The organism is Anaerovibrio sp. JC8, from assembly GCF_002100115.1.
In the GTDB taxonomy this organism is placed as follows: Bacteria; Bacillota; Negativicutes; order Selenomonadales; family Selenomonadaceae; genus Anaerovibrio.
Window position 1 is genome coordinate 1 of record NZ_ANBM01000012.1, and the last position, 23,852, is coordinate 23,852.

20 protein-coding genes and 1 tRNA gene are annotated in these 23,852 nt (G+C 48.6%); 5 read left to right on the forward strand and 16 right to left on the reverse strand.

What is annotated here, in order from left to right; genetic code table 11:
* Window positions 1-189: 189 nt before the first annotated feature.
* Together D081_RS10655 and D081_RS12740 are read right to left on the reverse strand one after the other, a co-directional pair.
* Window positions 190-438 (reverse strand): hypothetical protein, encoded by a 249-nt coding sequence (locus D081_RS10655; protein ID WP_085024162.1) that lies wholly within the window; start codon window positions 436-438, stop codon window positions 190-192.
* 362 nt (window positions 439-800) lie between these two features.
* Entirely contained in the window at window positions 801-1,136 is a 336-nt protein-coding gene (locus tag D081_RS12740) for a hypothetical protein (RefSeq protein ID WP_158087658.1), read from the reverse strand.
* Between the two features lie 656 nt (window positions 1,137-1,792).
* Between D081_RS12740 and D081_RS10665 the strand changes: the two genes are divergently transcribed.
* The 3 genes from D081_RS10665 (at window position 1,793) to D081_RS10675 (ending at window position 2,471) form a co-directional block, all read left to right on the forward strand.
* Window positions 1,793-2,014, forward strand: a complete 222-nt coding sequence (locus D081_RS10665) for a hypothetical protein (RefSeq protein WP_085024164.1) — start codon at window positions 1,793-1,795, stop codon at window positions 2,012-2,014.
* 23 nt (window positions 2,015-2,037) lie between these two features.
* Complete coding sequence (locus tag D081_RS10670) at window positions 2,038-2,244, forward strand: DUF2922 family protein (RefSeq protein ID WP_085024165.1); 207 nt, start codon at window positions 2,038-2,040, stop codon at window positions 2,242-2,244.
* A gap of 74 nt (window positions 2,245-2,318) precedes the next feature.
* Window positions 2,319-2,471: a YvrJ family protein gene (locus tag D081_RS10675; protein WP_085024166.1), complete on the forward strand. Its 153-nt coding sequence runs from the start codon at window positions 2,319-2,321 to the stop codon at window positions 2,469-2,471.
* A 235-nt stretch (window positions 2,472-2,706) separates the two neighbouring features.
* Here D081_RS10675 and D081_RS10680 read toward each other — a convergent pair.
* The 10 genes from D081_RS10680 to D081_RS10720 form a co-directional block, all read right to left on the reverse strand.
* Window positions 2,707-2,793: transfer RNA gene (locus D081_RS10680), tRNA-Leu, on the reverse strand.
* Between the two features lie 82 nt (window positions 2,794-2,875).
* Complete coding sequence (gene malQ, locus D081_RS10685) at window positions 2,876-6,325, reverse strand: 4-alpha-glucanotransferase (protein WP_085024167.1); 3,450 nt, start codon at window positions 6,323-6,325, stop codon at window positions 2,876-2,878.
* 26 nt (window positions 6,326-6,351) lie between these two features.
* Window positions 6,352-7,785, reverse strand: coding sequence for a glycogen synthase GlgA (glgA, locus tag D081_RS10690; RefSeq protein WP_085024168.1), 1,434 nt, complete (start codon window positions 7,783-7,785; stop codon window positions 6,352-6,354).
* A 15-nt stretch (window positions 7,786-7,800) separates the two neighbouring features.
* Window positions 7,801-7,926: a hypothetical protein gene (locus tag D081_RS13120; RefSeq protein WP_255375017.1), complete on the reverse strand. Its 126-nt coding sequence runs from the start codon at window positions 7,924-7,926 to the stop codon at window positions 7,801-7,803.
* Window positions 7,923-10,256 (reverse strand): 1,4-alpha-glucan branching protein GlgB, encoded by a 2,334-nt coding sequence (gene glgB, locus D081_RS10695; RefSeq protein ID WP_198941995.1) that lies wholly within the window; start codon window positions 10,254-10,256, stop codon window positions 7,923-7,925. The genes D081_RS13120 and glgB overlap by 4 nt, the downstream gene beginning before the upstream one ends.
* Before the next feature lie 11 nt (window positions 10,257-10,267).
* Entirely contained in the window at window positions 10,268-12,715 is a 2,448-nt protein-coding gene (locus tag D081_RS10700; protein WP_085024169.1) for a glycogen/starch/alpha-glucan phosphorylase, read from the reverse strand.
* An 87-nt stretch (window positions 12,716-12,802) separates the two neighbouring features.
* The gene (gene glgD / locus D081_RS10705) at window positions 12,803-13,903 is read right to left on the reverse strand and encodes a glucose-1-phosphate adenylyltransferase subunit GlgD (protein ID WP_085024204.1); all 1,101 of its coding nucleotides are present in this window, start codon (window positions 13,901-13,903) and stop codon (window positions 12,803-12,805) included.
* A 30-nt stretch (window positions 13,904-13,933) separates the two neighbouring features.
* Window positions 13,934-15,097 (reverse strand): glucose-1-phosphate adenylyltransferase, encoded by a 1,164-nt coding sequence (locus D081_RS10710; RefSeq protein ID WP_085024170.1) that lies wholly within the window; start codon window positions 15,095-15,097, stop codon window positions 13,934-13,936.
* A gap of 187 nt (window positions 15,098-15,284) precedes the next feature.
* Window positions 15,285-15,914 carry a YigZ family protein gene (locus tag D081_RS10715; RefSeq protein WP_085024171.1) on the reverse strand — a complete coding sequence of 210 codons (630 nt, stop codon included), beginning with the start codon at window positions 15,912-15,914 and terminating at the stop codon, window positions 15,285-15,287.
* Window position 15,915: 1 nt separating this feature from the next.
* The gene (locus D081_RS10720) at window positions 15,916-16,575 is read right to left on the reverse strand and encodes a hypothetical protein (RefSeq protein WP_085024172.1); all 660 of its coding nucleotides are present in this window, start codon (window positions 16,573-16,575) and stop codon (window positions 15,916-15,918) included.
* Window positions 16,576-16,806: 231 nt separating this feature from the next.
* On the opposite strand from D081_RS10720, the gene D081_RS10725 reads away from it, so the two are divergent.
* Window positions 16,807-18,519, forward strand: a complete 1,713-nt coding sequence (locus D081_RS10725; RefSeq protein WP_085024173.1) for an ABC transporter ATP-binding protein/permease — start codon at window positions 16,807-16,809, stop codon at window positions 18,517-18,519.
* Between the two features lies 1 nt (window position 18,520).
* Window positions 18,521-18,808, forward strand: coding sequence for a hypothetical protein (locus D081_RS10730; RefSeq protein WP_085024174.1), 288 nt, complete (start codon window positions 18,521-18,523; stop codon window positions 18,806-18,808).
* Between the two features lie 51 nt (window positions 18,809-18,859).
* Here the strand turns inward: D081_RS10730 and D081_RS10735 are convergent, their stop codons facing one another.
* The 4 genes from D081_RS10735 to D081_RS10750 all read right to left on the reverse strand — a co-directional run bounded on the left by D081_RS10735 (window position 18,860) and on the right by D081_RS10750 (window position 23,852).
* Complete coding sequence (locus tag D081_RS10735; protein ID WP_085024175.1) at window positions 18,860-20,140, reverse strand: SGNH/GDSL hydrolase family protein; 1,281 nt, start codon at window positions 20,138-20,140, stop codon at window positions 18,860-18,862.
* A gap of 77 nt (window positions 20,141-20,217) precedes the next feature.
* A complete protein-coding gene (locus D081_RS10740; RefSeq protein WP_085024176.1) occupies window positions 20,218-21,495 on the reverse strand; it encodes a hexokinase in 1,278 nt (425 codons plus the stop codon).
* A gap of 36 nt (window positions 21,496-21,531) precedes the next feature.
* Entirely contained in the window at window positions 21,532-21,897 is a 366-nt protein-coding gene (locus D081_RS10745) for a VOC family protein (protein WP_085024177.1), read from the reverse strand.
* Between the two features lie 41 nt (window positions 21,898-21,938).
* Window positions 21,939-23,852, reverse strand: coding sequence for an ABC-F family ATP-binding cassette domain-containing protein (locus D081_RS10750; RefSeq protein WP_085024178.1), 1,914 nt, complete (start codon window positions 23,850-23,852; stop codon window positions 21,939-21,941).

Sequence of the window (23,852 nt, forward strand, 5' to 3'; positions counted from 1 at the left end):
ATGCTGCTTATATGTTCCATCTTCCTTCTTTTCACTGTCCAGAGCGGGAACACGATACCAATTAATGCCGATGGTAAAGCCTTGAGCCTGCAGGCATTTCAATAACCCAATTTTTCCATAATCCCCTACATCACCAGCATATCTATCCTGCATATAATCACCTACATATTAGTGTAAATGGATAAAATTTTAACGGGTGCCTTCTTTTTTCTCTTTTGGATACGGAGCAAGGCGACCTTTTGGAATATAACTCACCTCCATTTTTTCATTTCCGTAAAATTCCCTCTCAGGCAACATTTTAATAAAGTTTAATTGAATATCCATGCACATTTCAAAACCTTCGGGGCCAAGCTCATATAAGCGATCTACTCTTTTTATAGCAACATCCTCATCCATACCAAGGTCAACAAATGCTTTAACCCCTTCTTCTTTGGTCATGATTTACACCCCCATTTTAAATCATTTATCCACTTATTTCTCTACTTAAATTATATTTTTTCGGATATAAAAAACAATTCTTCACTGGCAATAAAAAAGCCCATTCAAATTGCTCATGTATACAAAATTATTAAAAAAGGGGATAAAAGGAAGCCACCCACAAACAGATCTCCGGCACAGCCGGAGCTTTACTTTGCACTACTGGGTGCCACCGATGGAAGTGAGCCGTGAAAGCGGGGCGGCTTACCATACGTCCAGCCACCCCACTTTCCCGTCTGCACTGCTCGAAGTGTTACGGCCGGATGAAAGCGTATGGCCTCGTTCCGCATTAAATGAGTCCATACCCTTTCACCGTATAGGGGCTATCGTCTACTACAGGGCCAGTAAGCGGCCGCTGCAAGCAGCCGCCGCCCCTTCTCCAAGGTTAGGCCCCGGAGGGTATCACTACACCCAGGGGCGCAGTCATACCCCCGGAAAAAGGTTCCATCCAGCTCCAAGAGAGTAGCAGTAGATAGAGCCGTTGGCTCCATCCCCTGCAGATGGTGGCCTTCCGCCGGAGTCGGAAGCCATTTAAAAGGCAGGGCTGACTTTAGCCGATGATCCCCGCCCTGAATAAACCGCCCCGGACTACTTGCACCTTCCTTGGGAGCCCTCCAGCGGCTCCCCGAAGGTGGGGACGAATAAAAGCCCTGTCCCATTACATGACCTAATTGTATAGAGAATTTTACCCCTATTTTTGGTATAAAATCTGCTATACATTTTGGTCGTATATTTTCAGCAGCTCCAAGTTTAGGCCCAGGAGTATGGGTTTGAGCCACCTTCTCTGTGTTTTTATCTTGGCCGTTGGGGGAAGGTGTCTCCATCCTCATAAGGCAGGCCATTTTACTTCCGATAAACGCCGGAGAGCTTATCGAAACGCCTGGCTCTGTGCTGGGGGCCAATGGTTCCGATAAGCACATTTATCGAAAGTAAGATGTCCATTCCTACCTTCTCTCCCTCGCGGGACCCCGCCCGAGAGCCGGGGACGCGCCAGCACACAGCCACTGAAATAACCAACCAGTTTCGCGCCGCCGCACCCCCGCCGTAAGCCCGCCCCAATATCATTATCGTATATTTTGGATATTTTTTTATATTTTTTATCCATATATTGACACATTAACTACAACTATTATATAATGGACTCGACAAAAATATATCGTTCATGGAATGACGATAAAACCCCGATATTCTTCCCGGCCGGGATGGAATATATATTGTCATTCCGCAAAAAGTCCGCGGTCTGGCACCGCGGGCTTTTTGTTTGGGCCCGCGTTTATCTTATCTTATTTTATCTTATTCAAAGGAGGATTATTTTATGGCTGTTTTGAAATCCAATGAAACCACTTCCATGAAACTTCAGTACATTACTGACAATACCGATGGCAAGGAAACTTACAGCACTGTTACTGTCTCCGGCATCAGCAAGGCCGTTTCCGATGCGGATTTTGCGGAACTGGCAGAGGGCATGGCATCTCTGCAGAAGTTCACCTTACGCAATATGACCCGCCTGGACAGTGCAAAAATTGTCGAGGAATAATCTGGTAAAGGAGGAAAATTACTATGGCACAGAAACTGTATCTTGAATATGAGCTTAATCATAACCCAAAGAAGTCCAAGACCGTTGTCGTGGCAAATCCGATGCCGGGTCTGACCAAGGCCGATGCTCTTGCAGTTATGCAGAAGTTTGTCGATAAGAAGGCCTATGAGAATGTTACCGGCGTCAAGGACGCTTATCTCAAGGAAACCGTTACCACCAACCTGGCTTAACCGGTTCTGATGATTGCCCCTTCGCTGCCCCAGATGGCGGTGGAGGGGTTTTCTGATACGAAAGGAGCATACCTATGGATGAAGCAATTTTATCAGCTGTCAGCACCGTGGGCTTTCCAATAGTCATTACCTTTTACCTCTTGGTAAGGTTCCAGACTACCATGGACAAGTTCTGCGACAAGATCGACGAGCTGCTTTTGGAAATCCGAAAGGAACAGCTCAGATAAGAAAATCCCGTACTCCATTTTTATTCCGGAGTACGGGATATATTTTTGCCTAAAATTCCCAAAAAGTGGGAAAATCCTTCATTCCCCACTTTGGCCCTTATATGGGGCAAAAAATGGGATTAGCTCATTATCTTGTGCAGCAAAAAATTCGTGTGGCTGTCATCTGGCTGTCAATTGCTTTTTATCGAACAAAAAAGAACAGGCCCCCGATTTCTCGGAGGCCAGTAATTTCAAGTGGTGCCGAAGGCCGGACTCGAACCGGCACGTATTTGCATACGGCAGATTTTGAGTCTGCTGCGTCTGCCAATTCCGCCACTTCGGCACTTTTATGTTATGCAACTGCGTTACACAACAGTGCTATGTTAACATGATACAGCAATATTGTCAACTATTTTCAGTGCATACTAGCGATTATATTTCTCTACCAGCTCCGCCAGCCAACGGGCTTTGTCATCTTCCAGGGCTCCTGGCAGCATTCTCCAGCTCCAGTTGCCGCCGGCTGTTCCCGGCAGATTCATACGGTTGCTGCCATCGAGGGCCAGAACATCCCACAACGGTACAATAGCCGTCCTTGCCCTGGAGGCATAGGCATGCTCTACCATGGCCCGGCACAAGGTCTCACTGTCGGCCCCTTCCTTGCCCAGGAGCTTTGCCACAGCATCCTTGGTTTCGATGTCTGCATCCTCTTCCAACCAGCCCACTACAGTGTTGTTGTCATGAGTGCCGGTATATACCAGACAGTTCTCCGGCTCCACATAATTAATTCTGTGGAAGGCATTAAAGTGCAGCTCAAACTGCAGCACCTTCATGCCCGGATAGCCGCATTTTTCACGCAGGGCCTCCACCTCATCAGTAATGATGCCCAAGTCCTCTGCAACAATCGGCACACCGCCCAGGGAATCCTTGACTCTCTTAAAGAAGTCCCAGCCCGGTCCCTTGACCCACTCGCCGTCAATGGCAGTTTCCGCATCACCGTCAACCTCCCAGTAGGCCTCGAAGCCACGGAAGTGATCTATGCGGACCATATTGAACTGCTCAAACATTCGGGCCATACGGTTCATCCACCAGCGGTAGTCGTCCTTGGCCATTTCATCCCAGTCATATTGCGGATTGCCCCACAGCTGACCGGTCTTGCTGAAGTAATCAGGCGGTACGCCCGCCACCTTCAATGGCCTGCCATCCTTGCCCAGCTTGAAGAGCTTCTGATTGGCCCAGACATCGGCACTGTTCTGGGATACAAAAATCGGCATATCACCCAGAATTTTTATGCCCTTGGTATTGGCATAAATCTTCAGCTCCTGCCACTGCTTTGAAAACAGATACTGATAGAAGCATTCCCTGCCGATATCCTCAGCCAGCTCATGTCTGGCCTTTTTCAACGCCTCAGTATCACGCAGCTTCAGCTCATCCGGCCACTCTATCCAACCGGCCTGATTCTGCTGCTTGGATATGGCCTTGAAAAGGGCATACTCCTCCAGCCAGTCGGATTCCTGGCTGCAAAATTCCTCAAATACCAGCATATCGTTGGCATCGGATCTGGCGAAGAAATTGTCCGCCGCCTTGGCAAGAATCCTGCCCTTGAACTTACGGGCAAATTCATAATCTGTCTTGTTGGTGGCTACAGTTTCAGGAACCTTGATATCCTCCTCAGTGAGAAGTCCCATATCCACCAGCTTTTCCAGGCTGATAAGCATGGAATTGCCGGCAAAGGCGGATGGAGAGGCATAAGGCGAATTGCAGTCATCCACCGGTGTCAGCGGCAGTATCTGCCAGATTTTCTGATTGGCCTTGGCCAGGAAGTCCACGAACTCATAGGCCTGGGAGCCAAAATCACCTACACCATATTTTGATGGGAAGCTGGTAGGATGCATCAGCACACCGCATTCCCTGGTATACTGGGCTTCCTTCTTCACACATCTATATATCTTCACGCTGTAAGGGCACAGGAATACATGGAGCACATCACGTACGGTCTCCAGCTCCCTGCCATCACCAAATACATTGACAAAGCTGCCTGCCCAGAGGTCACGAACATCCACATAGGCAGTGCACATTTCCTTGCCCCGGTTCATCAAAATCAGGAAAACATCGTTTTCCGCCGGCTGACCGAAAACATCCTTGCCATCATCAATTACCCGTGCATAGCCCAGTATATCCCCTTCGGAATAAACCGGCAGGAATTTACCGGTACGCAGGGCCGTATTTTCATTTCTGAGATGAATGAGCTTTGTGTACCACTCACGCAAAGCCTCATCACCGTTTTCCCAATCATAAGGCAGACGGCAGAACGGGTCCTTGTAACCCTCCATGCCGATTTCATCACCATAATAAATACAAGGAACTCCCGGGAAGGTCATCTGCCAGGCAGCCGCCAGCTTCAGACGGTTCTTGCCCAGCTTCAGATGCTCCTCATCCAGCTTAAACCTTGCCTGAAGTCTCTCCGGCACCCCTTCGCATGAAGGAGCCTCACCCAACAGGGTCAGTATACGCTCACGGTCATGGCTGCCCAAAAGATTCATCATGGCATAGAAGTTCTGGGCCGGATAATTCTCCTTAAGGCTCATAATCCTGCGGCAGGTCTGATGGCCGTCCACATAACCCAAAAGGAAATCCATCACAATTTTGCGGAAAGGATAATTCATGGCAGAATCAATCTCATAGCCGCAGAGATAGTGGCGGTTCACCCCATAGGCCACCTTGTTGGAGGCATCCTCCCAAACCTCGCCGATAAGCACCGAATCCGGATCTGTCTTTTTCAGCTCCGCATAAAAGGCCTGGCTGAATTTCTCCGGCAGCTCGTCAATAACATCCAGACGCCAGCCGCTGATGCCCTGCTTGTTCCAATAATGGAGCACACTATCTTCCTTGTTGATAATGTAATCCATATAGGCAGGAGTCTCCTCCCGCACATTTGGAAGGTTCGTAAAGCCCCACCAGCTCTCATACTTGTCCGGATAATCCACAAAGCTGTACCAGCTGTAATACGGGGAATCCTTGCTCTGACAGGCACCTACAGAATCGTATGTACCGTATTTATTAAAGTAAATGCTGTCCTCGCCCGTATGGCTGAAAACACCATCCAATATAAATCTTATGCCATATTTTCTGGCTTCTGCACACAGCTCCGCAAATTCCTCATTGGTACCCAATATTGGGTCCGTCTTCATGTAATTGCCAGTATCATAATGATGATTGCTGGCAGATTCAAATATAGGATTGAGGTATACCACCGATATGCCCAGATCCTTCAGATAGGGCAGCTTTTCCCTGATACCGGCAAAATTCCCTCCGAAAAAGTCATAGGCAATAATCTCACCGTTGTCCGGGTCCTTGTAATAGCGCGGCTTGTCCTTCCATGAGGCATGGTAAAGGGCATTTGGCTTCTCTACCATGGTATTCCCCTTGCGATAGAACCGGTCCGGGAAAATCTGGTACATAACCGAGTGCTTAAACCAGTCAGGAGTCTTGGACTCCTTGTTGTATACCGTAATCTGGTAGGCAGAATGAGGACAGTCGGCCAAAAGACCAACTCCCCCCAGCTGCTCATCATTATTGCTGTAGAAACAAACACGTCCATTGACGCTGATTATGAAATAGTACCAGAGCAGGGTACCCTTTTTAGGCATATTAATATAGCCCTCGTAGTGCTCGCCATCTTCCATGCGGGCCATAGTGTAAAGGGTTTCGCCTACACGGTCCTCCCAAATGCGGATTTTTACGCCGGTAACCTTGGTTTCCTTGTCTGTTTCCACCCTTAATCTCAGCCGCACCTTGCTCTCAGTTGCAGCCGCCCCTACGGGGAAACGATAAAATTCATTTTGCGAATCGTGAATTATATTAAGCAGTGCAGCCACAAAATGACCTCCTTACAGCGTAAGCACTAGGCTAAAAGCTGCTTGTACATATCAATATATTCACTTGCCGACTTTTTCCAGTCAAAATTGGATCTGATAGCATTGTTCTGGAGCATATTCCAGATCTGCAGATTATGATACTCAGTGAGAGCACGCTTGATGCAGTACATCAGGTCATGAGCATTGATATTGCTGAAGGTATAGCCATTTCCGGTATTATCGTACTTGTTGAATGGCTTTATAGTATCCTTCAGGCCGCCAGTCTCACGGACAATTGGCACAGTACCATAACGGAGAGCTATCATCTGGCCGATACCACATGGCTCGAAAATCGATGGCATCAGGAAGAAATCTGCACTGCCGTAGATTCTCTGGGCCAGCTCATTGGAGAAGAAAATGTTGACGGACACCTTGGTAGGGAACCGCCACTGAAGCTCACGGAACCAGTCCTCATAAGCCTTGTCACCAGTACCCAGTACCACCAGCTGACAGTCCTCATGGGTCAGCAGCTCATCCATTATTCTTATAATAAGCTCAACGCCCTTATTCTCCACCAGACGGGATACAATACCCAGCATAGGAGTATTGCGGCTTACAGGGAGACCCAGCTGTGCCTGGAGCTTCTCCTTGTTGGTAAGCTTCTTTTCCAGTGAATTGGCATCAAAATTCTCAAAGAGATACTTGTCTGTTGCCGGATCATAAATGCTGTTGTCAATACCATTGATGATACCGCGAATATCCTCACAGCGGGATCTCAGGAGACCATCAAGGTGCTCCCCAAAGAACTCGTACTGGATTTCATCAGCGTAGGTACGGCTTACAGTACTGATTTTATCAGCATAAACAATGCCGCCCTTCATGAAATTGACGCAGTCGTTAAATTCCAGATCACCGTTGTTGAAATATTCCCAGCCCAGACCAAGCACATCTCCCATGATGTTCTTGTCGAAAATGCCCTGATATTTCAGATTGTGAATGGAAAATACGGTCTTAATGTTTTCATAACGGCTGTCACCCTGATGCTCCAGCTTCAGGAATACATTTACCAATGCAGCATGCCAGTCATTGGAATTGATGACATCCGGCCAAAAATCCATGGTTGGCAGCAGATTCAGCACTGCACGGGAGAAGAAGGAAAATCTTTCAGCATCATCAAAATAGCCATAAAGACCATCACGATAGAAATATTCCTGGTTATCCACGAAATAGTAGGTAACTCCTTCATGCTCCAGCTTATCCACCCCGGCATATTTTTCACGCCAGGATACAGGAACGGTAATATCTCCGACATGCTCCATTCTGTTTCGGTATTCATCGGAAATGGAGCTGTACTTTGGCAGGATAACTCTGGCATCCACACCTTCAGCCTTCAGATATTTAGGCAGGGAACCGGCTACATCCGCCAATCCTCCAGTCTTGATAAAAGGAACTGCTTCTGAAACTACATACAAAACTTTCATAACTTGCACCTCTCTCTATTGCTCGGCCTTCTTCCGACCCCTGGTTGTCTTAGGCTTTTCTTCCTCTTTTTTTGCTGCTGCGGTTTTCCTCGCTCTGGTTGTCTTTGGCTTGGCTTCCTTTTCTTCCTCGGTCTTGGTCACCGCAGTTTTTCTTGTTCTTGTTGTCTTCGGCTTAGCCTCTTTTTCTGCTTCTGTTTTGGCCGCTGCTGTTTTTCTGGTCCGGGTAGTCTTTGGTTTGGTTTCCTTTCCTTTTCCCCTTCCTCCTTGGCCTTTACAGCAGTTTTCCTCGTTCTGGTTGTCTTCGGCTTGGTTTCTTTTTCCTCATCAGCCTTGGCCACCACAGTTTTCCGTGTCCTTGTCTTCGGTTTTACTTCCTTTTCCTCTTCAGCCTTGGCAGCAGCAGTTTTGGCTGTTGCTGTTTTTTTGGTTGCCGTGGATTTTTTGGTTGCAGTTTTCTTGGTGGCTGTTGCCTTGGCCGTTGTTTTTTTGGCGGTTGTTGCCTTGGCTGCTGTAGTCTTCTTGGCCGTTGCAGTGCTCTTAGTCTTAGCGGCGGTCTTCTTCACCCCATCGTCACTGGGGGACTGCAATTCCAGATAAATCGTCGCCAAAGGTGGCACAGTTACCAGAATGGAATTTGCCTTTCCCTGCCACTCCATTTCCTCGGAGATAATATCATAATCATTCAGTACGTTGGAGCCACCAAACTCCTCGGCATCACTGTTGAATATCTCCCTGTAAACACCAGCCTTAGGAACACCAAAGCGGTAGCCATGGCGCACCTCAGGGGTAAAGTTGGAAATGGCGATAATGAAGGAGCCATCCTCGGCCTTACGAATAAAGGATACCAGACTGTCCTCTGCATTGTCGCAATCCATCCATTCAAAGCCGCTCCAGTCGAAATCCACCTCCCACATGGCTTTGTGGTCAACATAGAATTTATTAAGAGCCCTGGAATACTCCAGCATCTGGGTATGCTTTTCATACTGCTCCACCAGATGCCAGTCCAGACTGTCATCAAAGTTCCACTCAATAAACTGGCCGAACTCGCCGCCCATAAAAAGCAGCTTCTTGCCAGGATGGGCCATCCAATAGCCATAGAAGGCACGGAGACCGGCAAATTTCTGCCAGTAATCCCCCGGCATCTTGCTGATAAGGGAGCACTTGCCATGTACCACTTCATCATGGGACAAAGGCAGTACAAAATTCTCGCTGAAGGCATACATCAGTGAGAAGGTCACCTTATCATGGTGCCACTTACGGTAAATTGGGTCCAGGCTGATATAACGCAGAATGTCATTCATCCAGCCCATGTTCCATTTGTAGTTAAAGCCCATGCCGCCCATGTAGACAGGCTTGGAAATATTCGGCCAGGAGGTGGATTCCTCAGCAATCATCAGAGCCTGCGGATAGTTCTTGAACACAGCCTCATTGAGCTTGTGGAGGAAATCAATAGCCTCCAGATTGCCGTCACCACCGAATTTATTTGGTACCCAGTCGCCGTCCTGACGGCCATAATTCAAGTACAGCATATTGGCCACCGCATCAATGCGCAGACCATCAATATGGTACTGGTCCATCCAGAACAGGGCATTGGAAATCAGGAAGCTCTGGACCTCAGTACGGCCGTAGTCAAAGTTTACAGTACCCCAGCCGGCATTGTCTGCCCGCTGGATATTGTCGGATTCATAAAGGTTCTGACCATCAAAATCCCTAAGGCCCTGATTATCCTTGCAGAAATGGCCAGGAACCCAGTCCATGATAATGCCGATACCGGCCTGATGGGCCTTGTCCACCAGATAGCGGAACTCATCAGGATTGCCATAACGGCTGGTAACAGCATAATAGCCTGTTGCCTGATAGCCCCAGGACCCGTCAAATGGATGCTCGCAAAGAGGCATAAACTCAATATGAGTGTAATTCATGCTCTTTACGTAATCCACCAGCTGGTCCGCCATATCCATGTAGGAAAGGTACTCCCCGTCCGGAGTGCGGCGCCAGGAGCCCAGATGAACCTCATAGGTCAGCATCGGACGACTGTAGGAAGGATGATCCTCCTTGAACTTGGCCCACTTGCTGTCACGCCACTTGTAATTATTAAGGTCATATACTATGGAAGCAGTCTCCGGCTTCTTTTCAGCAAAGAAGCCATAAGGGTCAGCCTTCATGATATGAGGTCCCTCATGCTGTGGCAAAATAGCATACTTGTACACGGTACCAGGCCCAATATCAGGAATAAAGAGATTCCATATCTCCCCATCTCCCAGCTTGGACATCTTGTTCACCCTGGTATCCCAGTTGTTGAAATCACCTACCACGGATACTTCCTTGGCATGAGGTGCCCAGACGGTAAATCTTACACCCTTTTTACCGTCCTGCTCTATTACATGTGCCCCCAGCATTTCATAGGCACGAAAATTGGTTCCCTGATGGAACAGAAACAGGTCAAACTCGCTTAACTCAGATGTATTCATGTATACCCCTCTCACTTGATCTCAATAGGTTCGATATTCCAAATATCCTCAGCGTACTCAGTAATAGTTCGGTCAGAGGAGAATATACCGGAATTTGCAATATTGATGGCAGAGGATCTCAGCCATGCATCATGGTCCTGATAACGGCGGACAATTTCCTCATGGGCCTCAATATAAGCGTCAAAATCCTTCAGGATAAAGAACTCATCATTACTGTTAATCAGATAATCAAAAATGGTCTGGAAGTTGCCATAAGTACCATCAGTGAGCTGATTCATTACTGTGCGTACCCGCTCATTGGTATTGTACTCATCCCAGGCATTGTAGTTACCGTTTTCATAGTAAGCGATAACCTCCTCAGCCTTGAGGCCGAAGATTACGCAGTTGTCGTCGCCAACCTGCTCATGAATCTCCACATTGGCGCCGTCCAGGGTACCCAGAGTAATGGCACCGTTCATCATGAACTTCATATTACCGGTACCGGAGGCCTCCTTGGAAGCAGTGGAAATCTGCTCGCTGACATCTGCAGCCGGATATACCATTTCACCCAGGGATACGCCAAAGTTTTCCAGGAACACTACCTTGATCTTGCCATTGATGCTCTCATCGTTGTTAACCTTGTCAGCCACAGCGTTGATGAGGCGGATGGTCTCCTTGGCGGTGTAGTAGCCAGGAGCAGCCTTGCCGCCGAAGAAGTATACCACTGGAACCGGCATATCATAATCAGGGTCATTCTTCAGTCTGTTGTACTGATACATAATGTGCATGATATTCATGAGCTGGCGCTTATAGGAATGAATACGCTTAACCTGAATATCAAAGATGGAATCAATCTTTACGCGAACCTTGTTATGTGACCATACATACTGGGCCAAAGCACGTTTTCTGGCTCTCTTGACCTTGTTGATGGCCTTCAGGAAATCAGGATCGTCCACATAATCATTAATCTTCTTCAACAGCTTAATATTATGACGCCACTCACGAGTCAGCTTGTCATCAATGATATGGGCCAAATCGTTGTTGGCACTGATGAGCCAGCGGCGGTGAGTGATACCATTGGTCTTGTTGTTGAACTTTCTAGGGAATACCTTATAGAAGAACTTCAGGGTATTGGTCTTTAAGATATCGGAATGAATCCGAGCCACACCGTTTACGCTGTAGGAGCCCACGACTGCCAGACGGGCCATGTGAACCTGGCCATTTTCAATAATGGACAGCTCACGAACCAAAGCCTCATCCCCAGGATACTTCTTGCGAATGCCCTCCAGGAAGCGGCGGTTAATCTCCTCCACAATCATGTAGATGCGAGGCAGCAGCTCCTTAAAGAGGCCCACATCCCATTTCTCCAGAGCCTCCGGCAGGATGGTGTGGTTGGTGTAGGCACAAACCTGAGTGGTAATATCCCAGGCATCCTCCCAGTCCAGACCCTCTTCATCCACCAGAATACGCATAATCTCCGGAACTGCAGTAGCCGGATGGGTATCGTTGATATGAATGCCGATCTTTTCGGAAAGGTCGAAAATATTGTCATGGGTCAGCTTATAGTGACGGATGATACTCTGAACACCGGCAGACACAAAGAAATACTCCTGCAGCAGACGCAGCTTCTTGCCGTCGGAAAGACGGTCATCAGGATAGAGATACTCGGTAATACGGTTAACCCAACGACGATACTCCTGACGCTGGTTGATTTCCTCCTGAGTCAGGGTTCCGTAGTCGGAAAAGTCCATATTAACCTCTGCATTCCACAGGCGCAGGGTATTTACAGTGGTATTCTTGTAGCCGATAACCGGTACATCATAAGGAACAGCCATGATATCGGTGTAGCCCTCATAAACCAGCTGCAACTCATCCTCACCCTCTACAGCCTTCATGTAGGCATGACCACCGATGCGGACATTAACGGCCTTGTTAGGCTTTCTGAACTCCCATGCATAGCCGTCACGGAGCCAGTTATCCGGAATCTCAATCTGGGTGCCGTTGATAATCTTCTGCTCAAACAGACCATACTGATAGCGGAGACCGCAGCCATGAGCCGGCAGGGACAGGGATGCCATGGAATCAATGAAGCAGGCTGCCAGACGGCCCAGACCACCATTGCCAAGACCTGCATCCGGCTCCTCATTGTAAATGTCATCCAGCTTGTACTCCAGTTCCTTCAATACAACCTTAAGAGCATTTTTCAAATCAAGATTAATAAGGTTGGTATTCAGAAGACGGCCCAGCAGGAACTCAATGGAGAAATAATAAATCTGCTTGTCGTCGTTAATAGCATACTGCTTGTTGGTCTTGATCCAGTTTTCAGTAGTGTACTGCTTTACTACCGCCGCAATAGCATTATAGACCTCGTGCTGAGAAAGGTCTGCCAGCTCCCGGCCATACAAAATCTTGGCAGTAAGGATAAACCGTTCCTTCAATTCATTCTTGATTTCATCAATATCTCTGTCAATAAATGCCATATAATCACTCCTAATTATATTTACAAAAAGCCAAACAGGCCCCTGACGACAAGAAAAATCTTATCACCAGCGGCCTGAAATCAATTATTAAATAACGGTGCTCTTAGCAATAATCAAAGGATAATTCTCAGCACCCTTTAACCACTGATCCTCAGAAACGACAACATTCTTGTCACAGATTACATCCCTCAGCATAGCATATTGCTCTATCTGGCACTGCTCCATGATGATGCAATCCTTAATCTTTACACCCTCAGCGACCTTTACGCCCCTAAAGAGGATACTGTCCTCAACCTCACCATAAATCTCACAGCCGTTGCCGATAAGAGAATTGGTAACCTTGGCTGTATTCTTGTACTGAACCGGAGCAGCGTCCTTGGTCTTGGTATGAATAGGAAGCTCGCTCATGAACAGCTCATGCCATACATCAGGATTCAGTATGGCCTTGTTGGCGTTGAAATATGCCATGGTGGAATTTATTCTGGCATAGAAGCCCTTATGCTCATAGCCATAGATGCTGTAATCATCCATGTGACGGATAATGCCATCCACCAGCATGCTGTTGCCACCACGCTCAAAGGTGGAGGTGGCCAGCTTCACCAGGGTATCCTTGCGCATGAGGTATATGCCCATAAAATCATTGGACCCCTTGGTGGAGGTCATTCTCTTGGCTATGTCGGTAACCTTGCCGTTTTCTGCAATCTGCATGGAGGCTGCTTCTCCAGGCAGGTCCTCCCTGGCCTTGCAATAAACCATGGTTATGTCGGCCCCGGTATTCTGATGGAACAGAAGCACCGGTCTCAAATCGATATTATATACAGTATCAGCCTGTGCCAGGAACACGTACTCAGCTGAGCTGCGCATCACGAAATCGATATTCTGGTAAAGGCCGGCCAGAGCCGTACCCTGACCACGCTCACCGTCATTAGGAAGATATGCCAGACCATCACGATGGCGGGCCAAATCCCAATCCTTACCGGAGCGGAGATGGTCAAAAACCGGTCTTGCCTTCTTGGATACCAGTACACCTACATGACCAATCCCAGAATTTACCAGACTGGATACAGCAAAATCCAGTATACGATAGCGCCCGGCAATAGGAAGCGCCGCCACCGGGCGATGCTCACAAAGCTCCTTAAGCATATTATTGGCACCATCGAGTCTTATAATCCCCATTACATTACCCAATATGATCAGCTCCATTTCTCGTTGTCATAATCAGCTCACCTGCTGTCCCAAATTTGCCTGTTCAGCCTTAATGGTTTCCCCCTCCGGAACCACGGCTATAGCGCCATCTGAACCAGCAACATGTGCCCCGGCAGTAATTACGCAGTTTTGTGCCACAATGGCATGGTCAATAACTGCATTCTCTTCAACAACGGTAAATGGCATAATTACAGAATTTGTAACCTTGGCACCCTTACCAATCTTAACACCGGAGAATAACACAGAATGATCTACCTCGCCCATAATCATAGAGCCTTCATTCAGCATTGAGCAAGTAATCTTGGCATCCTGTCCCACATAATGCGGAGGCAGTGATGGATTATTGGAATAAATCTTCCAGGCACTGTTAAAGGAAAATGGAGGCTCATCCTGCAGCAGATCCATGTTGGCCTGCCAAAGGCTCTCAATAGTTCCTACATCCTTCCAGTAGCCCTCGAAGGCATAGGAGAACAGTCTTGCCTTGTTCTCCAGCATGGCAGGAATAATATTCTTGCCGAAATCGTGAGAAGAATTTTCATCAGTTGCATCCTCCTTGAGATACTTGTCAAGGAAGTCACGGTTGAAGATATAAATACCCATGGAAGCCAGATTGCTCTTCGGCTTGGCTGGTTTTTCCTCAAACTCTACAATATGACCGTCTTTTTCGTCGGTATTCATTATGCCGAAGCGTGGAGCCTCCTCCCAAGGCACCTCAAAAACACCGATGGTTGCATCGGCTTTGTTGGCCCTATGGGCTGCCAGCATCTTGGCATAATCCATGGTATAAATATGGTCGCCGGAAAGCACCAGCACATAGTCAGGATCCACCATATCAATAAAATTAAGGTTCTGATAAATGGCATCCGCTGTGCCCTTATACCAGTCTGCACCCTTGTCCCTTGCATAAGGTGGCAGAATAAAAACGCCACCATCAGACTTATCCAGGTCCCAGGCATCGCCGGTGCCAAGATAATTGTGAAGCTCCAAAGGACGGTACTGAGTCAGCACGCCAACCTTGTCTATACCGGAATTGGCACAATTGGAAAGTGGGAAATCAATTATTCGATACTTGCCACCAAACGGTACAGCCGGTTTGGCAATATTCTTAGTCAATGCCCCCAGGCGGCTTCCCTGACCGCCTGCCAAAATCATGGCTACACACGTTGTCTTACTCATAAAACTCACCCCTGCGCTTAAGTCAGAATACTACTATAATGAAAAATAAAACATAATTTTTGTACTATACTTATTTCTTCACTCAAAAAAAAAATCCTGCATAAAAGTAGTTTTCTTGAAAAAATAAACTTTTTTTCCTATCTTTTTTGCAGAATTCGTATTTTTTAATTTTGTCAGAAGTTTTTCCTCAGGCTGGAACCTCCAAATATTCCGGATCAGCCACTGTAATGGAGCATTTTCCGGCTGTTAAATCCACCAGTTCTCCCTGTATTTTTTCCACATCCTGGGGCTCTATCAGGAGCTTGACCGTAACCTTGTCAGTATACTCCGTTTCCTCGGAGCGGATGCTATTGTTGCGAACCCAGTTTTCCACAGTCCCCAGCAAGGTATAATCCATGGTGGCTGCCACCCTACAAAAAGGCTTTACTTCCACCTGGGGCGTGGCCTCCAGCCCCAGGGACGCAGAATGATTATAGGCCCGAATAAGTCCCCCGGCCCCCAGCTTTATACCCCCAAAGTAGCGGGTCACCACAACTACCACGTTGGTGAGGCCATGCTGCTTGATTGACTCCAGTATAGGATTTCCGGCAGTGCCCCCCGGTTCTCCGTCGTCATTGGATTTCTGCTGACTGCTGTCAGTCCCCAAAATCCAGGCGGAACAGTTATGGCGGGCATCAAAATGCTTTTTCTTGATGCTCTGCACAAATTCCCGGGCCGCCGCCTCATCCTCCACATGGGCCGTGTAGGTATAAAATTTTGATTTTTGTATTTCATAATAGGCCGTGCCAAAATCGGCAGTGGTCTTATATGGCTGCATATCAATTTACCTCCGGAATGGTGAGATTGTGCCTGAGAGAATTTATTTCGGCAGCAGTAAAAAGCATATCCGGGGAATTCATCAGCATGGCATCATTGAGATAGCCCACCTGAACCTCATGATTATCCGTGTGCATTTTTTCCGGGTCCGCCATCAGCTTGGTGGCCCTCACTGTCCGCAGCTGGGCATCGGCATAGGCCTTGGTCTTTTTCAGAATGGCGGAGGTCAGATCATAGTTGGCATCATCCAGACTTATTGGCGGGTCCAGCTGATAAATCTCATTGTGAAGATTCACCACGTTGGACTCCAGCTGGGCAAGGCGTGTGTATGCCTCCGGCAGGGAAATATCATCATTCTTAAAATCCTTCATGATGCGGTAATAGGACACCCAGCAATAATCAATGGCATCCAGCTTTTTCTTGTAATTGGTATACCATTCCCCGAAGGCCAGCTGCTGGGCCGTAATATGGCGGATGGCGGATTCATCCAGCTCCTCGTATGAGTTTGAGGCGCTGGTATAATAGCCATAGCCCACAATGGACAAAGCCAGCAGCATGGAACCGCAAAAGGCATAGAAGGCCAGGCGGCTCTTAATATTCCGTTCCAGCACCAGTATTGTCAGGACCAATACTATAGCTGCAATTATAATTGGTAATATCATAAGGAATCCCTTCAATATAATTTATACTAAATGCGTACACTATATTATACACCAAACCGCCCATAGGGCAAAATAACCCTAGTTTTAAGGTGGTTTTTTGCGTTATAACGAGGCAAAAAGATAATGCCTCGTTGAAACGCTATATCGAATATTTTTCTTCCTTTTGGAAGAAAAATTTGAACAATTGCGTTATAATTAACTGGATTTATGTTATGAAAAAGGAGACCCTTTATGAAGAAAAAGGATATTGCAAAAAGCATCTTGAGCATGATGCGCTCTTATTGGAAATCTGAGGAACGATGGTGGGCCCGTGGCATGCTGGCAGTCATCGTCGTCCTGAATCTGGCCCAGGTTTATCTCCTGGTTATGCTGAATCAGTGGAACAATGACTTTTATAACGCCCTGCAAAATTATGATTTTGAAAATTTCTGGCCCCTGGTGGGGCAATTTACCCTTATAGCCTTCATCTACATCATAGCTGCAGTTTATGCCGTTTATCTCCAGCAAATGTTGCAGATAAAATGGCGTACATGGATGACCAACAATTATTTAAGCAGCTGGATGGCCAAACAGGTCTATTACAAGCTGCAGGTCCTGAAGTCCGACATGGATAACCCGGACCAGCGTATTTCCGAGGACATCAATTCCTTTATCACCCTTACCCTGACCCTTTTTCTGGGTTTTCTGAAGCAGTTCACCATTCTGGCAGCCTTTATCTTCGTGTTGTGGAGCCTTTCCGGTTCCCTGGACCTGTCCCTTGGTGAAACAGCCATTTCCATTCCGGGATATATGGTATGGCTCTCCCTGCTGTACTCCATTGTGGGCACCTGGCTGGCCCATATAGTCGGCCGCAAGCTGATAAAACTGAACTATGACCAGCAGCGCTACGAGGCGGACTTCCGTTTCAATATGATAAGGGTCCGTGAAAACAGTGAAAGCATCGCCTTTTATGGTGGTGAATCCCCGGAGCTCAACGGCTTTGGGGACCGCTTTAAAATGGTGGTTCAAAACTTCTGGGGCCTCATGAAGCGGACCAAGCTGCTGAACTTCTACATTAACGGCTACGCCCAGCTGGCCATCATTTATCCCCTTATTATGGCAGCGCCAAAATATTTTTCCGGGGAAATGCAGCTGGGTGGTCTCATGCAGACCATCAGCGCCTTTGGCCGGGTGCAGGATGCCCTCAGCTACTTTGTTACCGCCTACGATTCCATCGCCCAGTACGCAGCGGTTATCCGCCGTCTTGGTGACTTCACCGCCCACATGGATGAGGTGGACGAGCTGAAATCCGACTTCAATACTGTCAATAATACAGACAACAAGCTGTCCCTTGAGAATATGAACATTCTCCTGCCGGAGGGCAGCAAGCTCATTGAACAGCTCAGCCTTGATATCACCCCTGGGGAATATACCCTTATCAGCGGCCCATCCGGCTCCGGCAAGAGTACCCTGCTGCGGGCCCTGGCCAATCTTTGGCCTTACGGCAACGGCACCATTGCCCGTCCGGATAACTGGCGGATTATGTTCCTGCCTCAGCGGCCATATTTGCCACTGGGCACCCTGCGGCAGGCCATCTACTATCCTCAGAATGTTCCAGAGCAGGAAACAGAATCACTGGAAAGCTATCTCCGTGAATTCAATCTGTCTGCCCTGGCTGACAGGCTGGACCAGGTGGATGACTGGAGCCGTATATTGTCCCTGGGCGAACAGCAGCGCATTGCCTTTATCCGCATTTTACTATTTAAGCCAGAAATGGTATTTCTGGATGAATCCACCTCCGCCATGGACGAGGAGCTGGAGGCCCGTTCCTACGATATGCTGAAGGAGAAGCTGCCGGAAATGTCCGTGGTAAGCGTGGGACACCGCTCCACCATAAAATCCCGTCACAGCACCATCTTCCATCTGCTGGGTGGCGGTGCCTGGATGATTGAAAGGACCTGTTAAAATGCCAGGAATGAGATATAAACCACCTATAAATGAAACAAATGATAAGAAGGACACCACCTTCAGCAACGGCGAAAAGGCGGGCATGGCCCTGTCTCTGGTCCTGTTCCTCTATGGTCTGTCGGACTGGGATTTGCCCCTATGCTTTTTCACCGGCTCTTTCCTGATCTATGAGGCCCATGTGCTTTTGCGAAAAGCCCGGGGTGACCAGGACTGGTTTATGTCCAACCTTCTGAAGGGCATGAGCATTGCCATGTTCGTTGGTTCCATCATGATGGTTCTGCTTTAAAACGGAAAAATTAAAATGCTGACCTGATTACAGGCCAGCATTTTTTGTTGCTTATTGCTTGGATGTTAAGTTATAGGTTGGGAAGGTAGTCAGCAGATAGTTGCTGATGGTCTCCCCAATTATTTTTTTGCCTATATGGTCCGGATGGAGTCCGTCGGTGGTGAGCTCTGCTTTCAGCTGTCCGTTGGCATCCGTCAGGGCCGGAGTAACATCAATGTGATATGGCTGATTCTTTATCCACTGGTTCAGGAGCTGCTGCTGTTCCTTCCAGTTCCAGGCCGGAGTCTCAATGGTTGGCACCTTGGCCATTAAATCAGCGTTGATAGGAGTAGCAGTCACAAATACCGGGATAACATTATGATACTGACATTCCGCCAATATCTGCTCCATGGCGGCAATGGTATCCCAGCCGTCTTCGCCGGCCCGGAAATTGTTTACGCCTCCCATGATTATCAGCATACCCGGGGTAAAGGGCATGACATCCTGATCAAAGCGCTTGGCCATATCCTGAACACTGTCGCCACTGCGTCCCAGATTTTTAATGGGCACCTTACAATAATATTCCCAGCTGTACATGGCATAGCTTGGCGGAACATTGCACACGCCACCTCCGTGGGTAATGCTGTCCCCCAGGGCTGCCACCCGAACATGGCTCTCCACGTCAAAATACCGTGGCTCCGACCATTCCGTATTGGGCTGTCCCACCTTGTTCCGTGAGCGGACCTGCCACATATAATGGCCCGGCCAGGTGTAGCCACCAGTTTCATAATATATATTGCTCTGGGTGGTCATTTCCCGAACTACCTTGTACTTGCCCGGAGCGATTTTATTTTCCAGACTAACCCTTATTTCATAGGCACCGCTGCCATCCACCGGTACCCATGAAAATACAGGATACAGTGGGGAATAGGCCATTTCATCAAACTCCGTGGTAGGCCGTGGTGCCTCAGGATTCAGCTCCTGCTCCACAAGGGGCTTGGGAGCAGTGTAACCATCCATGGCAATGCCATCGTAATTCAATGGGCATATCCGCCAGTAATATTCTCTGGCCTTCAGCATATCCGATGTGTTCAGCTCAAAGCCGTTAACAGGCACCAGATTGAAATGCTTCACCTCTGCCTCAGGACTGGTGCTGTTTGACTTGGTAATAACCAGCCGATAGCTGACCGCCCCCGGAACAGTGTCCCAATTTATCCTCACCTTGTTTAAGGGCTCCTGCTGGACCACCTTCTCCATAAGAGGCTGGTCATTAATATCCTCTGCCACCACTACACCGGAAAAGGACATAATGCCCGCAATAACCGTTGCCATAACCATGTTGGAAAACTTCAAATTTATCTCTCCCAGATGTCACGGATTAAAAATTTTATCCGTGACTATTTTTCTATATATATAATAGATTATCACTATTAGCCAAAGCTTGCAACGGCTGCCGCAATAGCCGCCCCGATACTGGAGCCGTCCTTTACCAATACTGGCTTCAGGCCGCCTGCTTCCTCGCCCATAATGTCATACAGTGCCCGTCTGACATTTTCCTGTACATGGGGCATGTGCTGATAAACGGAGCCATCAACGGCAATATGCTGGGGCTCCACCTTGTGGTTCCCCGCCAGATGCCACAGTGTCCCGGCCCAGCTTGCTGCCACAATTCTGGCAGAGCGGATGGTAATGGCCATGGCCAGTTCCCGGATTTTCTCAAGGGAATCATCCCCGAGGGCCTCCTTTTCCAATATCTGCCCCAAAATGGCCGCCCCCCTGGTCTTATCATTCATAATGGCTGACATATCCACCGCAGTCAGTGAAGGCTTTTCAGCCAGCTCAAACAGCTCCTTTAGCAGCATGCTGAAGAGCTCACCCAGATACCGGCCGGACACCATTTTTTCCAGCCGCTGACGGCCCGGCTGCTCCGAGGCTTTGTCCAGGGCAAGATCCCATTTATTGGGCACCAGCTTGGAAAAGGCACCGGATTCCATATTGATAATGCAGGCTGGCCGCCCCACATCCGGCATGACTTCCATATAACAGGTGTTGTAGCCTGTGGCATAAATGGAGCCTATCCGGGTATCGGGATAGCTGTAGGCCGCCGCCAAAAGCGCCGCCACGGTGTCATTTAATATGGCCACGGGCTTAATATTGCCAAAGCCCTTGCGGATAAGGGCCTTTTCCAGCATATCATTTATGTCCTGGCCCTCTACCCCTGGTACGGCAATTTCCTTGGCCCACTTTATGAGCCTGGCCCGATTGATATCCTGCTGCTCCGTGCCAAAGGAAAAGGTATGGCCCAGCAGAAACTCCCTGTCATGGTCATTTTCCACCGCCTCACCGGCTATTTCCGCCAGAAAATCAAAGAGATTATCCGGGTCTGTCTCACTGCTTATGAGATTATATTCCGCCGTCACCAGAGGCCTTTCCACCCAATTAAGCACCTCATACCGGCTGTTTCCCAGCAGACGTACCACGGAGGCCCGCACATTGCTGCCCCCGAAATCCAGGGCCACATACTCCCCCTTTTCCCCGCCATCAGGCAGACCAATGAAGGAAGGCAGCATCGGCAGAGAAGAAAATTCGCTGTGCTTCAGGCCCTGCTCCAAATCCCAGCGGAAAGCCCCCGCCGCCTCGGTAATAAATTCCTGGCTGACCGTCAGCTCCTCCATTATTTCTTTGTATAACGCTTCGTTAAATGCCACCCTGTGTGCCCCCTTTATCTTGCATGTCGTTATTGATTATGCCTTTGGCATTATTTCCGTTACATAGCCGTCCGGGTCCTGAATAAAGTGAATCCCCGCCGGCTCCACTACTCTTAACACACAGCCCATTTCCTGATGCAAGGCCAGGGCACCCTTGTAGTCATCTACCCAGAAGGCCAGATGAACCGGATTTTCGCCCAAGTTGTAGTCACCCTCATGGTCCTTTTTCAGAGTAATCTCCAGCTCATAGCCGGACTCCTCCGCATCCACCATGTAGGTGAGGTTAATGTGAGGCAAATCCTTGTTGCTCTTCACCTTGAGGCCGACAGCCTTTTTGTAAAATTCCACAGAACGCTCCACATCCTTTACTGCAATACTGCTATGTGCCATAGTAAACTTCATATTATATAAATCTCCTTTATTACACTTCGTATTTATCAAAATCAATCCTGGTCATTGGCCTTTTCTTCCAGATATGCCCAGCGGTCCATAAGCTTGTCCAGCTCGGCGCACAGCCTTTCCTGCTCCGCCGTAAGCTCCCGCAGCATATCATAATCGGAGCCGTTGATAGTCATCTGCATTTCCACCACTTTAAGCTCGCTTTCCTTGCTGGCAATTACTGCCTCAATTTCTGCGTACTCCCTGGCTTCATTGTAACTAAGTCCCCGGCTTTTGCTCTTTGGCTTCGCCTTTTCAGCAGGGGCCGCAGCCGCTGCCCGGGCCTTGTCCGCCTGACGCTGTTGCTGCAGCTTTTCCGCCGCTTCGGCGTCAGCCTTTTCCTTGTAGTCAGAGTAGCCGCCCATGATTATCTGAACCCGGGCATCCTCATCAAAGACAAAGACCTTCTTTGCCATGCGGTCCGTGAAGAACCGGTCATGGGACACAAATATTATGGCCCCATTAAAGTCCTCAATAAAGTTCTCCAACACCGCCATGGTGTCCAAATCCAAATCGTTTGTTGGCTCATCCAGCAGCAGTACGTTTGGCTCCTCCATCAAGATGCGGAGAAGATACAGCCGCCGCTTTTCACCGCCGGAGAGACGGGATATTTCCGTCCACTGCAGATCCGGTGGAAACAGGAACCGCTCCATAAGCTGCCCCGCAGACAGCTTGGTGCCATCCGCCATGGTGATATAGTGGGCCGCCTCCTGTATGTATTCCTTGGCCCGCAGACGGCCGTCCATTTCCACATTGGTCTGGGCAAAATACCCCAGCTTCACTGTCTGGCCTATATCCACGGTTCCCGCCGTAGGCTGGAGCCTGCCGGCAATAATATTAAGGAGAGTGGACTTGCCGGTACCGTTGCCCCCCAATATGCCAATGCGGTCATTCCGCAAAACTGTATAAGTAAAGTCCTTGAGATATGTCTTGCCCTGCCATCGGTAGGAAACATTGTCCAGCTCAATGATTTTCCGCCCCAGGCGGCTGCCGGCCAAGCCGATTTCCACCTGATTGCGGGCCAGATCCACCTTTTGGTCCCGCACCTGCTCAAACCGCTGAATACGGGCCTTTTGCTTGGTGGACCGGGCCTGGGCCCCACGCCGTATCCAGGCCAATTCGTTTCGCAGAAAGTTCTGACGCTTGCGTTCCCCGGCTTCCTCCCGCTCAATGCGGGCTGCCTTCTGCTCCAGATACTCGGAATAATTCCCATCATAGCTGTAGGTCCGGCCCTTATCAAACTCCAGGATGCCATTGGTTACCCTGTCCAAAAAGTAGCGGTCATGGGTAACTGTCAGCAATGAGCCCTTCCAATGGGCCAGATATTCCTCCAGCCAGCCAATGGTTTCACTGTCCAGATGGTTGGTGGGCTCGTCAAGTATCAGCAAGTCGCAGGGCTGAATCAAAGCCGTAGCCAAAGCCATACGTTTTTGCTGACCGGAGGACAGGCTGCCCACCTTGGCCTCAAAATCGTGTATTCCCAAGTGATTAAGGATGGTCTTGGCTTCACTTTCCATGCTCCAGCCGTTGACACTGTCTATCTTGGCAGAAGCATTTACCAAGGCCTGCTGTACCTCCGGTGACTGGTCACCGGCCTCTGTTTTGGCCAGAGCCGCCTCATAATCCCGAAGGGCCCTCATAAGAGGACTGTCATCCTTAAATACCTCCATGAGCACCGTATTGTCCATATCAAATTCCTTGGACTGCTCCAAAAAGCTGATGCGAAGGTTCCGCATGGTCACCATATTGCCGGTATCCGCCGTGAGCTTTCCTGCCACCGTCCTTAAAAAGGTGGACTTGCCGGTGCCGTTTACACCCACTATACCTATTTTGTCATTTTCATTTACATTAAGATTTACATGACTGAACAAGACTTTCTCGCCATAGCTCTTGCCCAGGTCTTCCACTGTCAAAACCAA